This is a genomic window from Mesorhizobium sp. M0062 (assembly GCF_040323125.1).
Lineage (GTDB): Bacteria > Pseudomonadota > Alphaproteobacteria > Rhizobiales > Rhizobiaceae > Mesorhizobium.
Window position 1 is genome coordinate 30,643 of the sequence record NZ_JAMYUO010000014.1, and the last position, 13,534, is coordinate 44,176.

Here is a 13,534-nt window from a genome sequence, read left to right on the forward strand (position 1 = left end):
GGGCTCACCGATCTCCCGAGCTCAAAGGCGTTTCGAGATCGATATCGATCCGGACCGGAAAATGGTCTGAAGCGATCTCGCCTATATCGGCACTGACCGAGCGCACACGGTCCGCGAACATACCGCCGACGAAGCAATGGTCGAGCCGGCGTTTTGCCACTTTCCCGTCGATCGTTTTCACATGGGTGTGGTAATCGGCAGCCGGCTCGCTAGCGACGGCAGCGGCATCAACAAAGCCGTCGAGATAGGCCGCCCCGCGATGATAGGGCGTGCTGCCGACGATGCGGCTGTATTCGGCGCTGCCAGGCTCCATGTTGAAATCGCCCATCCAGATCGCCGCCGTCGGGTTCTCCGGCTCGGCCTCGCCACTGGTCCAGTTGCGCGAAGGCTCATCGTCCGCGCCGCTCCACGGGCCGCCCTCGGACGGCGCGCGGCGATGCTCGGCCAAGAGATAGTCGATCTGCTCCAGACGCTCCTCCGCCGCGATATGGGCGAGATGCAGCGACACGACCCTTACCGGTCCGGCCGGCGTGCGGATCATGCATTCGAGCGCGGCGTTGCGCGTGTTGAGCGGCCGCAGCGTGCGGCGCATCGGCAGCGCGTGCAGCCGCGACCAGGCGATCGGCAATTTCGACAGAAGCATTGTGCCGAACTGGCGGCGGCGGTTGACGACCCGGCCGTCGCGCTGCTCACTGGCGTCCATGTCGAAGGCCGGGCCATAGACCCAGTAATAGCTAGGCAGCAGCTTGGACAGGACCTCCGGCTGGTCGTCCTCATTGGTGCGCTGCCAATGCCGCTCGACCTCCTGCAGCGCGATGATATCGGCGCCGTCGACCAGCTTGGTGCAGCGCGAAAGATCGTAACGGCCATCGCCGCCGAACCCGTACTGGATGTTGTAGCTGACCAGCTTCATTGCTTATCCGGCTCAATTTCGCTTTGGCAGTAGCGGTTCGGCAGACGGGTTGCAATGTACCGGCACGACGGCGGAACTGGGCCAGCGTCTATGATGTGGTCAGCGGCTGGAACCGGCCCGCCGGCGATGCCGCCAGTTCGGCCCAGTCGATCTCTTCCTCCAGCCGGTGGTAGGCTTCGTCGCCGATCGTGCCGTTGCTGCGCAACTCCTCGAGCGTGTCGCGCTGGCGGTTGATGGCATAGAGGCGCAGCCGGTCGTATTCGGTCGCGGCCTGAGCGTCCTCCGGGTTTTCCGCAATCAGGCGCTGCGCTTCATACTGTTCGCGCACGACGGCGGCGGCCGCAGATGTCTTGCGGCTCAGCACGTCCAGTGCTGCCTGCATGATGGCGACGCGCGCTTGCGCCACCTCATTGTCGACGGTTCTATCGGGGTCGAAGTTGATCCAGCGCAGCAGCGGCTTCAGCGTCATGCCTTGCAGCACCAGCGTGCCCAGCACCACCGCGAAGGCGGCAAGCACGATCGGGTCGCGGCCGGGAAAATCGGCCGGCAGCGCAATGGCCACCACCAGCGTCACCAACCCACGCATGCCGCACCAGCCGACAATGACGGCGCCGCCGAACGTCGGCAATTCCCGCCTTGCCTCTTGGCTGCCGAAGCGGGCAAGCCACCGGATGATCGCGACGTAACTCGCCACCCACACAAGGCGCGCGACGATAACGACGACCAGCACCGTTGCGGCGAAAAGGAATGCTTCGCCTTGCCCGTCGCCGGCCAGCCTGCCAACGATCGTGCGTGCCTGCAGGCCCATCAGCACGAAAGCCAGCACGTTGAGCACGAACACCGCCGACTCCCAGACCGAATAGGTGCTGACGCGGCGTCTCGCCGACGACTGGCGCGGCGCCCTGCGCGCAATGGTCATGGCATAGACGACGATGGTGATGATGGCGGAAAGGCCGAGCCTGTCGGCGATGATCCACACGGCGAAGGTTCCGGCAAACTGCACCACCGTGCTGCTCGCCGCATCCTCGATGCGGCCGAGCGCCAGCAGCGAGACGCGGCCAAACAGATAGCCCGCGATCACACTGCCGATCGTTGCCAGCAGGATCACCGGAACGGCGTTGCTGAGCATGATCGTGCCAAGCGCGGCCGAAACCGCCAGCCGGTAGATCAGCAGCGCCGTGGCATCGTTGAGCAGGCTCTCGCCCTGCAGGATGGCGGTGATGCGGTGCGGCACCTTGAACTGGCTGAGCACGGCGGATGCGGCCACCGCATCCGGTGGCGCGACGATGGCGCCAAGCGCGATTGCCGCCGCGATCGGCAGGCCGGCCATCTTCCAGCCGACCAAGGCAACCACCACGGTGGTGAAGACGACGGCGCCCAGCGCGAGCAACGCGAGCGACAGCCGGTAGCGCTTGAGGTCGCGCAGCGACGTGTCATAGGCGGCGTCGAGAAGCACCGGCGCGATGAACAGGGCAAGCGCCAGCTCCGGATCGATCTCGATTGTCGGCGCACCGGGTACGAAGGCAATCGCGACGCCGGCCAGAGCCAGCAGGGACGGATAGGGAATTTCCAGCCGCCGCGACAGCGCCGTCAGCGCGACGGCTGCCAGGAGTAGGATGAGGGTAAGTTCGAATAGCGCCATGGCCCATCGTAGCGGCGAAGCGGCATCATGGGCAGTGGCTGGATGGCAAGATGCTGTTGATTATCCAGCACTCGGGGTCCGGCAATGATACGGCCGTTCATCGCGCCAGCTCGAATCGACCGCCTCGGTCGCCCCAGGATGCTGCTTGCTAGTGCAGCACCAGCATATCGCTTGATGAGAACGATATGTCGGCCTTCTCGCCGACGGCGGGCGGCGGCGTTGCCGGGCTGTTGAAGGTGTCGAGCGACACCGTGTTGCCGCCGATGCCGACGCGAACGCGAATGACTGAGCCGAGGAAGTGCACTTCGGAGATTTCGCCCGACAGGCTTGAATCGCGCCCGGGTTGGCGTCCGAGCGAAATCGCCTCCGGTCGCAGCGCCAGCGACAGCGTGTCACCGGACTTCGAGCCGTTGAGCTTGCCCATTAGCGAGACTTCCTGCGTGTTGACGCGCACCTTGCCGGACGCGGCATCGGTGACAGTGCCTTCGAGCACGTTCAGCGTGCCGACGAAATTGGCGACGAACTTGGTCGCCGGCCGGTTGTAGATCTCGAACGGGGTGCCGACCTGCTCGGCCTTGCCGCCATACATCACCGCGATGCGGTCCGAGATCGACAGCGCCTCTTCCTGGTCATGTGTGACGAAGATGGTGGTGATGCCGAGCTTCTTCTGGATCGAGCGGATTTCCTCGCGCAACGACACACGTACTTTGGCATCGAGCGCCGACAGCGGCTCGTCGAGAAGAAGCAGCTTCGGCTTCGGCGCAATGGCACGGGCCAGCGCGATGCGCTGCTGCTGGCCGCCGGAGAGCTGGTAGGGATAGCGGTCGGCCATCTGCGGCAGCTTGATGATGTCGAGCATCTCGGCCACGCGTCTGTCGATGTCCGCCTTGGGCATGCCGGCGACCTTCAGGCCAAAGCCGATGTTTTGCGCCACCGTCAAGTTGGGGAACAGCGCATAGGCTTGGAACACCATGCCGACATTGCGCTGGTTGGGCTTTAGCCTCGTGATGTCCTTGCCTGCGACGACGATCTTGCCCGCCGACGGCTCTTCGAAACCGGCGACCATGCGCAGCACGGTGGTCTTGCCGCAACCCGATGGCCCAAGGAAGGAAACGAACTCGCCCGGCTCGACATCAAGATTGAAATCTTCGACCACGGTGGTGGCGCCGAAGGATTTTCGCACATGCTGGATGGAGAGGAATGGTTCGGCCATGGCTTTTTCTTTCGATCAGTACTTTGTCGATCAGTTCGGGCGGTTCGCCGATCTCGGCGCGAAACGGGACAGGATCTGGATCAGCGACATGCAGCCCCAGGTGATGGCGAAGGCGATGATGGCAAGCGCTGCGGGCTCATAGGCGCGGTTGGCGCCAACGTTTTGCAGATAGGGACCGAAGGCGGGCCGGTTGAGCAAGCTGGCCATGGTGAATTCGCCAATGACGATGGCGAAGGTAAGGAAGGCGCCCGAGAGCACGGCGATCAGCACATTGGGCAGGATCACACGACCAATGATCGTGCCCCAACCGGCGCCAAGGATCTGCGCCGCTTCGGTCAGCGTCCTGACGTCGATGGTGCGCAGTCCGGTATCGACCGCGCGATACATGTAGGGCAGCGCCAGCATTGCATAGCCGATGACCAGCAAGGCATTTGTGCCCATGTCGGTCGCCAGGAACGGCAGCGGCGAATTCGAACCGTACATCCTGATATAGCCGAAGACGATGACGATGGCGGGAATGACCAGCGGCAGCAGCGTGATGAACTCTACGATCGGCCGCAGTTGCGGCAGGCGCAGTCGAATCCAGTAGGCGGCGGGCACCACGATCAACACGCCCAGAATGATGGTGAAGATGGCGGCAAGCACTGAGTAGCCAAAGGTCGCCTGAAAACGAGGGTCGCCAAGCACGATCTGATAGGCGTCGAAGGAATAAGCGCCGCGCCGCATGCGCAAGGAAAATTCCACCGTCGCGATCAGCGGAATGAAGAAATAGGCCGCGCCCAGCCCGAAGACGACCCAGGCCCAGAATTTTCCGGACTTCATTTCAGCCACCTCTCCGAGCGCGTCCGGAACCAGATGTAGAAGACATTGGCCAGCCCGGTGATGACGATCATGCCGAAGGCGATCGCATAGCCGAGATGGGCATTGTGCAGCACGTCACCGCGTATCTGCGCATAGAGCAGGATCGGCACGATGTTGAGTGAAGAGCCGGTCAGCGCATAGGCGGTGGCGATGGCGCCGAAGGCATTGGCGAAGAGCAGGATGACCGTGCCGAGGAAACTCGGCCAGATCACCGGGATGACCACCATGCGCCAGTATTGCGTCTGGGTGGCGCCAAGCGTCGCCGCAGCCTCGCCCCACTCCTTCTTCAAGCCGTCGATCGCCGGCGTGATGATGACCACCATTAGGGGAATCTGGAAATAGACATAGGTCAGCGTCAGGCCCCAGAACGATAGGATGTTGAAGCCGTGCGCATAAATGTTGAGGCCGAACACGGTGTTGAGCAGCACCGTGGCGAGACCGAGGCGTCCGAGCGTGGCGATGAAGGCGAAGGCCAGCGGTACGCCGGCGAAATTGGAAGCCACGCCGGAGAATGTCAGCGTCGCCGAACGTATCCACTCCGGCAGGCCGCCGCGCACGATGGCGATGGCGATGCCGAGACCTGCGAAGGCGCCGATCAGCGACGAGGAAAGGCTGACCTTGAGCGAGATCCAGTAGGCGGCGACAATCGATGGCTGCGCCAGTGCTGCTATGTTTTCGAACGTGAATTCGCCGGCATCGTTCTGGAATGCACCCAGCATCAGATAGAGCGTGGGTAGGATCAGGAACATGATGGCGAAGATGAAGAATGGCGCAACGCCGAGCCATTGCGTCGGCAGTCGCATTGCACGCGCCTCGCCGGGGGGCGCGGTCTTCCCGGCAACTGCGTGATCGGAAAGCGAGATATCTGTCATGCGCCGGCTACCGTCTCCGAGGATCACCGGGCGGCCGCGAGGCCGCCCGGTTGGTTTCAAGCCTTACTTGACGTTGGCGCCGACGACGGCATCCCAGTTCTTGGTGACGGCTTCCTTTGCCTTGCCCTGCTCGTCCAGCGTCGGGAACACCGCGGCAGCGTAAGCCTCGGCCGGCGGCAGCTTGGCCATCACGTCCGCCGGGAGCTTGCCGTTCTTGGCAAGATCGTTGAAGCGGATCGGGTGGCAATAGCCCTTCAGCCAGCCGATCTGGCCTTCGTCGGAGTAGAGATACTCCAGCCAGAGCTTGGCAGCGTTCGGATGCGGTGCGAAAGCACTGATCGCCTGCACATAGACGCCGGCAACGACACCGGTCTTGGGCACGACGACGTCGACGGGCGGATTGCCCTTCAGCGTGTCGCGACCGGCAAGTGCATTGTAATCCCAGGTCACCAGGATCGGCGTCTGGCCTTGTGCCAGGGTCGCCGGTTTGCCGATGACCGGCACGAAATTGCCGGCGGCGTTAAGCTTCTTGAAGAAGTCGAGACCAGCAGTGCCAGCAGCTTCGCCGGCAGCCGCACCACCGGAAATGCCGGCCGCGTAGACGGCCTGGATGGCCTGGTTCGAGGCGCGCGGGTCGCCGGCAAGCGCCACGGTGTTGGCGAATTCCGGCTTCAGCAGGTCAGCCCAGTCAGCAGGCGCTTCCTTGACGAGGTCCTTGTTCACCAGGAAGGATAGCACGCCATAGTAGTCGCCGGTCCAGTAACCATCGGCATCCTTGGCGCTGTCGGGGATCGAGTCCCAGGTCGACACTTTGTAGGGCTGGATCAGGCCGTCAGCCTTGGCGGTCGGGCCGAAGGACAGGCCAACGTCGATGACGTCGGGCGCCTGCGGGCCCTTGTTGTCCTTGTTGGCCTTGATCGCCTCGACCTCGTCGCCGGAGCCGGCATCGGGGTTGAGTTCGTTGATGGTGATCTCAGGATACTTTGCCTTGAAGCCGTCGATGACGGCCCCGTAGCCGCACCAGTCATGCGGCAGCGCGATGGTCGTGAGCTGGCCTTCCTTCTTCGCAGCGGCAACCAGTTCATCCATGGACTGGGCCGACGAGATAGCAGAGGTCGCCATGAGGGCGACGGCCGAAAGGGAAAGCACTTTCCCTGTGAACTTGAACATGTGTTCTCTCCGTTGAACTGGCGTCCTGGACGCCTGCGATGCGGTATCGGTTTCATATGACAGCCAGATGAAAGCTTTTTGAAACTGGCCCCCGGCGGTACGAAAAGTTAACTCTTTTTAACCGGCTGTAGCAATTAGCCTCGACTTAATTTCCCGGCTAATGGTTTATTGCCTTGCTTTTTGCCCCCTTGCCCTTCCTTTCCCTTCGTTTTTAGATCACGTCCGGCGCAGAAACCGCCTCAGACAGTGCCGGCGATAGTGTTCTCGAGCAGCGTCAGCGCCGCCTTTTTGGTCAGCCTGACCGGGTTGCCGCCGGCGGTCGGATCGACCACCGCCATGTCGGCGATCAGCCCTTTGCGCTTCTTGTCCATGTCGAGCCCCTTGATCAGATCGGGCAGCGCATGCGGCACCTTCAATTCCTTGCGCAGCTTGATGATCGCTTTGGCAAAGCCGTCGAAGCCACCCTTGATGCCGCAATAGGCAGCGAGCCGGGCAATCCGCTCCTCGATGGAGTCGCGATTGAAGGCCAAGACATAGGGCATGAACACCGCATTCGTCATGCCGTGATGGGTGTCGTAGAGCGCGCCGATCGGATGCGACAGCGAGTGGATGGCGCCAAGACCCTTCTGGAAGGCGGCAGCACCCATGGCGGCCGCACTCATCATGTGGGCGCGCGCGACAAGGTCCTTGCCGTTGGCGTAGGCCTTGGGCAGGTTCTCGAACACCAGGCGCACACCTTCCACCGCAATGCCGTCGGCCATCGGGTGATAGCCCGGCGCGCAATAGGCTTCGAGGCAGTGCGCCAGCGCATCCATGCCGGTGCCGGCGGTGATGAAGCCGGGCATGCCGACCGACAGTTCCGGATCGGCAATGACGATTGCCGGCAAAAGCTTCGGATGGAAGATCACCTTCTTAGTGTGCGTCGCCTCATTGGTGATGACGCCGGCACGCCCGACTTCCGAGCCTGTGCCGGCAGTGGTCGGCACGGCTATGATCGGCGCGATGGCATCCGAATTGGCGCGCGTCCACCAGTCGCCGACATCCTCAAAGTCCCAGATCGGCCGCGTCTGGCCAGCCTGGAACGCGATCAGCTTGCCGAGATCGAGCGCTGAACCGCCGCCGAAGGCGATGACGCCGTCATGCTTGCCCTTCTTGAACACGGCGATGCCGGCGGTGAGGTTGGAATCGACCGGGTTCGGCTTCACCTCGGAGAACACGCCATAGGATACCTTGGCGTCGTCGAGGATTTTCAGCGTCGAAGCGACGACCGGCAGTTTCGCCAACCCCGGATCGGTGACGAAAAGCGGCCGCTTAATGCCGGTGGCCGCGAGCACCTCAGGCAGTTCCTTGATGCGCCCGGCACCGAAGCGGACGGTGGTCGGGTAGTTCCATTTGGAGATCAGCTTGGACATGTCTTGTCTTTCAAAAAATCAGATGGCTTCGCGCAGATGGAAGGATTTCGGCCGGGTCAGATTGTCGTAGCCGAGCGCCGAAAGGGCGACGCCTTTGCCGGTGTCCTTGACGCCGGTCCAGACCAGCGCCGGATCGAGGTAGTCGCAGCGGTTCATGAACACGGTGCCGGTCTCGACGCGGTCGCCGATCGCCACCGCATGCTCGATATCGTCGGTCCAGATCGAAGCGGTCAGCCCGTAGTGGCTGTCGTTCATCAGCGCGATCGCCTCCTCGTCGTTGCGCACCTTCATGATGCCGACGATCGGGCCAAAACTTTCCTCGCGCATGACGCTCATCTGGTGGTCGACGCCGGTCAGCACTTCCGGCGCCAGATAGGGCGAGCCGGCCTTGTCGTTAGCCACCTTCATATTGATGTGTGCGATTGCACCCTTGCGCAGCGCCTCGGCCTTCTGCTCGCGGATCAGGTCGGCAAAGCGCGCCTGCGCCATCGGCCCCATTGTCGTCGCCTGTTCCAGCGGATTGCCGACGACATAATTCTTCGTCTCGGCGATGAAACCTTCGACGAACTGGTCGTAGACCTTCTCATGCACATAGACGCGCTCGATGCCGCAGCAGCACTGGCCGGAATTGTAGAAGGCGCCGTCGACCAGATTGGCCACCGCATGGTCGAGCTTGGCGTCGGGCAGCACATAGGCCGGATCCTTGCCGCCGAGTTCGAGCCCGAGCGTCATGAAGGTGCCGGCCGCCGCCCTCTCGATGGCGCGGCCGCCGCCGACCGAACCGGTGAAATTGACATGGTCGATCTTGCCCGAGCCGAGCAGCTTCTCGGTCTGGGCATGGTTCAGCACGACATTCTGGAACACGCCCTTGGGCAGCCCAACCTTGTCGAACGCCTGCTGGAACCGTTCGCCGACCAGCAGCGTCTGCGCCGCATGTTTGAGGATAACAGTATTGCCGGCCGTCAGTGCCGGCACGATGGTGTTGACGGCGGTCAGATAGGGATAGTTCCACGGCGCGATCACCATGACGACGCCGAGCGGATCCTTCTTCACATAGCGTCGGAAGCCGTCCTTCGGGTTGGATGCCGGCACGGATTTCAGCGCGGCTTCAGCGATCTCGACCATGTAATTGGTGCGTTCCCTGACGCCGCCGAACTCGCCGCCATAGCGCACCGGTCGCCCCATCTGCCAGGCGATCTCCGGCACGATCTCGTCGGTCATCGCGACCAGCGCTTCGAGCATCGCCAGCATAAATTTGCCGCGCTCGACGATCGGCGTCAGCGCCCACTTCTCCTGCGCCGCCTTGGCGCGCTCGACCGCGGCATTGATCGCCTGGTCGGTCGCGATCGGCCGCTCGGCGTAAATCGAACCATCGATGGGCGATTTCAGTTTTACGGTTTCCAAAGGATACTCCAAGTTAGCAGGCTAGGGTGCGCAGATGGCCGTTGCGGCCATAGCGAAGGATGGGCTCGTCACGCGTCACCAGAACCATGTCCAACGCTCTCGCACTTGCCATCAGTATCCGATCCATGGGATCACCATGAGGCGGACCGGGCAGGTTGGATGACGCAATCAGAATGGCTGGTGAGATAGCGCTGAGCTTTGCCGACATTCGCTCGATGAATCGCTGCACGAAGTCGAGTGGCGCCAATGGCAGATTGAGCCGGCCCTTGGCTACGCCAATTCCGATCTCCCATGCCGACATCGGCGAAAGATACAGACGGCCGTCATAGGCCGCTTCCGAAATCTCCCGGCTTGCGTGCGGATCGATCAGACTATCGTTGGCGACAAAGATCATCGCACATGTATCCAGAAGCAGGTTTGGCCCTTCGCTCATTTACGCACCGCAAGTTTGCCGTCACGCGCGTCAGCCTCACCGCCCAGATAGCCCCGGTCCCATGGCTCGTCATCGAAAGGTTTGGTGATATCAAATCCGGCTTCGATTGTTATCAGGCCCTTCATGAAACCAAAACCGGGGTGGCGATCCGCGCGCGCCTCCTTTGGCGCGGCAGGCACGCTACCACTGGGCGGCGCCGAAATGGGCACTTTGCGAACGCGGCGAAATACCAGTTTCCCACTCCCTATATTGACGGATTCGGTCTCGAACCCAGCCTTAAGCCACTCCCTTGTCATGGGATTGTTGCTCGGATTGTTGCTCCACCATGCAGGGTATTGCTTCGATGCGGGCAGCGGCAGATTGAGCACTCTCTCGATTTCGGCGAATGACATCGGAACGCGATCGACATTTTGGGCAATGAGGAAGTCCTTGAGCGGCGCATATTTGGACATTGCAAACTCCTCAATGTAGCGCACTGCAATTTACAGGTACCATATGGTACTAACTTCACTACATTGTCAACATTAAAGCTGTATAAAGTTTTAATATCGCTCGAACCCCCTGTGCAGTTCCCAATCCGTAATCCGGCGGTCGTATTCGAACTGCTCCCACTTTGCGGTGTGGACATAATGTTCGAGCACGTCATCGCCGAGCGCCTGCTTCAGCATCTTCGACTTGGCCAGCGTCTCGGTGGCGTCGCGAAGCGTCTTCGGGATCTCTGGCAGGCGCGAGGCCTGGTAGGCATCGCCGACGAACGGCTTCTGCAGTTCGAGCTTCTCGTCGATGCCGGCAAGGCCGGCGGCGATCAGCGCGGCGAAAGCGAGATAGGGATTCAGGTCGGCGCCGCCGATGCGGCATTCCATGCGGATGCCCTTGGTGCCCTCACCGCACAGGCGGAAGCCAGCGGTGCGGTTGTCCTCGCTCCACATGATCTTGGTCGGTGCGAAGGTGCCGGCCTGGAAGCGCTTGTAGGAGTTGATGTAGGGCGCTAGGAACCAGGTAAACTCCCTGGCATATTTGAGCTGCCCAGCCGCCCATTGCTGGCCAAGCGTGGACAAAGTCCAGTCCGCCTTCTTGTCGAAGAACAATGGCGTCTTGCCGTCGGCGCTCCACAGCGAATTGTGGATGTGGCTGGAATTACCGGCGAGCCCGTAATTGTATTTCGACATGAAGGAAATCGACTTGCCTTCGGACTCGGCAATCTCCTTGGCGCCGTTCTTCAGGATGACGTGGCGGTCGGCCATGTCGAGCGCTTCGGCATAGCGCACATTGATCTCTTCCTGGCCTGGGCCCCATTCGCCCTTGGAATTCTCGATCGGAATGCCGGCCGCTTCCATCTCGTTGCGAAGCCGGCGCATGACGCCTTCTTCCTTGGTGGTGATGCCGATCTGGTAGTCGCCAATATAGGGCGAAGCGGTATCGAGGCCCTGCCAGTGCTTCTTGCGGGCGGAATCATAGGTCTCGTTGAACAGGTAGAATTCGAGCTCGGAGGCGAAGTAGCCGATATAGCCGCGTTCGGTGAGCCGCTTGACCTGCTTTTTCAGCATCGCGCGCGGCGAATGCGGAAGGTCGTCATGGGTGTGGTGGTCGAGCACGTCGCAGATCACCAGCGCGGTCTTTTCCAGCCACGGAATCCGCCGCAGCGTCGCAAGGTCCGGCTTCATGACGAAGTCGCCATAGCCCTTCGACCAGCTTGCCGCCTTGTAGCCCGGCACCGGCTCCATATCGATGTCGGCGGCGAGCAGATAGTTGCAGCCATGCGTCTCGTCATGAGCAGAATCCACAAAGTACTGCGCCAGGAAACGCTTTCCCGCGAGCCGCCCCTGCATGTCGACGATGCAGGCCAGCACCGTGTCGATCTCGCCATTGGAGACCGCTTTCTTCAACTGATCGAACGAGAAATTTCCGGCCATTCCTTTGGCACTCCAGCTAGCCGCTTGGGCTTGTCACTTTGAAAGCGAAAAAGCCGTGGCTATCGAACTCGCCACGGCTTTGATTGTTGCTCAGGCAGATTCGCCGACAGCCTTTTCAGCGGCTGCAATGATCGCCTTGCGCTTGGCGATTGCCGCCTCGCCGATTGGCGGACCCTGGAAACGCCGGTTTTCAATGGCGAACCAAAGAATTGCCAGGATGATGGCGAAGCCAACCGAATAGTACCACAGGCCCGGCACGAAGCTTGTGGCGGCAACCGGCGGATTGGCGGCAGCGTCGCCCGGTGTGCCGGGGATCGACACGACGAAGGCATGACCACCGATCGTGACCAGGACGGTTCCGATCATGACAATGACCGCGAAGACTTTTGACAAACCGCCCAGACGGAAGCTGCCAAAGGTGGTCCAGGTTTTTCCTTCGGCAAAGAAACCCGCAACAATCGGCATTGCATATGAAATGTAGAGATACATAGCGCAGCCGGTCGAGAGCGCGGCAAAGGCATTGAGTGGCGTCGTCACGGCGGTCAACACGACCGCCATGATGGCGGAGAACCAGATCGCCGCCACCGGCGTGCGATATGTCGGGCTGACCGAGCTCAGCAGGCCCGAGAATGGCAAGCCACCATCACGCGCAAACGCATAGATCATCCGTGATGTGGACGTCACGGCGGCTAGTGCGCAGAGGAAGTTGGAAATGATCACACCGATCAGCATCAACTTGCCGATAAACGACGTCATGATGGCTGCGATGAAGAGATTGTTGAAGGAACTCCAGCCGGAGGCGGCGGCGGCATTCAGATCCGGGATGGCCATGATCATGACAAGGATCAGCACAAAACCGAACACGCCGGACCAGAAGACTGAATGCAGCATGCCCTTGTGCACCGTGTCGCGCGCATTGACTGTTTCTTCCGCCGTGTGTGCGGACGCGTCAAAGCCGGTAATGGTGAACAGCGGATAGAGAAGGCCGATGATGATCGCCATCAATGGACCGGTTTGCGGGGAAACGCCACCACCAGAAGCCCCGGTGTTGTTTACGAAGGTGAACGCCTTGCCGATGTCCAGGCTTGGCGCCGCCATCAGAAACATGATGATAAGGATGACGGTGACCCCGAGGATCAGGTAGCCGGAGAAATCCGTCAGTATGGTCGTCAGCCTGATGCCGAAATGGTTCAGCAGGGCTTGCGCCGCGGTGATGACGGCGACCGATAGAATTTGCGTCCCCATCCCCCAGCCGGAGACGTCCCAGCCGAGTACCGAACCGAAGAACAGATCACGCGTGATGAGATAGAGAAACACATTCACGGCCGGGATGACGAACAGCAGTCCCAGCAGATTGACGTAGGCCGTTGCCCAACCCCAGAACCGGCCGCCCAGGATTGACGACCAGTGATACAGGCTGCCTGCCGTCGGGTAGGCTGACGCGATCTGGCCAAGACAGGCCGCAACGACAACCGCATACGCGCTGCCGATGATCCAGCCGATGGTCAGTGAGAATGGACCGCCCGTCGAAAGCGCGATCGGGAATGATCCAAACCCGCCGGACAGGATGCAGATGATCGAAAACGAGATCGCAAAGCTTTGGAATGCTCCCATGCGCCGCGATAGTTCCTGGGCGTAGCCCATGCTGTGAAGGACCTTCACGTCCTCCGATGTGTCCGTGTGTATCGGTGCTGCCATTTG

12 protein-coding genes are annotated in these 13,534 nt (G+C 61.4%); all 12 read right to left on the reverse strand.

Annotated elements, in window-relative coordinates; translation table 11 throughout:
- Nucleotides 1–4 precede the first annotated feature (4 nt).
- The 12 genes from NKJ64_RS17830 to NKJ64_RS17885 all read right to left on the reverse strand — a co-directional run bounded on the left by NKJ64_RS17830 (nt 5) and on the right by NKJ64_RS17885 (nt 13,477).
- Nucleotides 5–913, reverse strand: a complete 909-nt coding sequence (locus NKJ64_RS17830) for an endonuclease/exonuclease/phosphatase family protein (protein WP_352463054.1) — start codon at nt 911–913, stop codon at nt 5–7.
- A gap of 88 nt (nt 914–1,001) precedes the next feature.
- Complete coding sequence (locus NKJ64_RS17835) at nt 1,002–2,555, reverse strand: cation:proton antiporter (protein ID WP_023704038.1); 1,554 nt, start codon at nt 2,553–2,555, stop codon at nt 1,002–1,004.
- A 148-nt stretch (nt 2,556–2,703) separates the two neighbouring features.
- The gene (locus NKJ64_RS17840; RefSeq protein ID WP_023701013.1) at nt 2,704–3,768 is read right to left on the reverse strand and encodes an ABC transporter ATP-binding protein; all 1,065 of its coding nucleotides are present in this window, start codon (nt 3,766–3,768) and stop codon (nt 2,704–2,706) included.
- Nucleotides 3,769–3,798: 30 nt separating this feature from the next.
- Complete coding sequence (locus NKJ64_RS17845; protein WP_023671171.1) at nt 3,799–4,590, reverse strand: ABC transporter permease; 792 nt, start codon at nt 4,588–4,590, stop codon at nt 3,799–3,801.
- Nucleotides 4,587–5,501, reverse strand: a complete 915-nt coding sequence (locus tag NKJ64_RS17850; protein ID WP_502902874.1) for an ABC transporter permease — start codon at nt 5,499–5,501, stop codon at nt 4,587–4,589. The genes NKJ64_RS17845 and NKJ64_RS17850 overlap by 4 nt, the downstream gene beginning before the upstream one ends.
- A 63-nt stretch (nt 5,502–5,564) precedes the next feature.
- Nucleotides 5,565–6,671, reverse strand: coding sequence for an ABC transporter substrate-binding protein (locus NKJ64_RS17855; protein WP_023671169.1), 1,107 nt, complete (start codon nt 6,669–6,671; stop codon nt 5,565–5,567).
- Nucleotides 6,672–6,910: 239 nt separating this feature from the next.
- Nucleotides 6,911–8,083, reverse strand: a complete 1,173-nt coding sequence (locus tag NKJ64_RS17860) for an iron-containing alcohol dehydrogenase (protein ID WP_023683212.1) — start codon at nt 8,081–8,083, stop codon at nt 6,911–6,913.
- A gap of 18 nt (nt 8,084–8,101) precedes the next feature.
- Nucleotides 8,102–9,487 (reverse strand): aldehyde dehydrogenase family protein, encoded by a 1,386-nt coding sequence (locus tag NKJ64_RS17865; RefSeq protein WP_352463055.1) that lies wholly within the window; start codon nt 9,485–9,487, stop codon nt 8,102–8,104.
- Between the two features lie 13 nt (nt 9,488–9,500).
- The gene (locus NKJ64_RS17870) at nt 9,501–9,920 is read right to left on the reverse strand and encodes a type II toxin-antitoxin system VapC family toxin (RefSeq protein WP_031245945.1); all 420 of its coding nucleotides are present in this window, start codon (nt 9,918–9,920) and stop codon (nt 9,501–9,503) included.
- Nucleotides 9,917–10,372: a DUF7662 domain-containing protein gene (locus NKJ64_RS17875; RefSeq protein WP_352463056.1), complete on the reverse strand. Its 456-nt coding sequence runs from the start codon at nt 10,370–10,372 to the stop codon at nt 9,917–9,919. Before NKJ64_RS17875 ends, NKJ64_RS17870 begins: the two co-directional genes overlap by 4 nt.
- 90 nt (nt 10,373–10,462) lie before the next feature.
- Nucleotides 10,463–11,833 (reverse strand): glutamine synthetase family protein, encoded by a 1,371-nt coding sequence (locus tag NKJ64_RS17880; protein WP_023671164.1) that lies wholly within the window; start codon nt 11,831–11,833, stop codon nt 10,463–10,465.
- A gap of 90 nt (nt 11,834–11,923) precedes the next feature.
- Nucleotides 11,924–13,477, reverse strand: coding sequence for an amino acid permease (locus tag NKJ64_RS17885; RefSeq protein ID WP_352463057.1), 1,554 nt, complete (start codon nt 13,475–13,477; stop codon nt 11,924–11,926).
- Between the last annotated feature and the right edge of the window lie 57 nt (nt 13,478–13,534).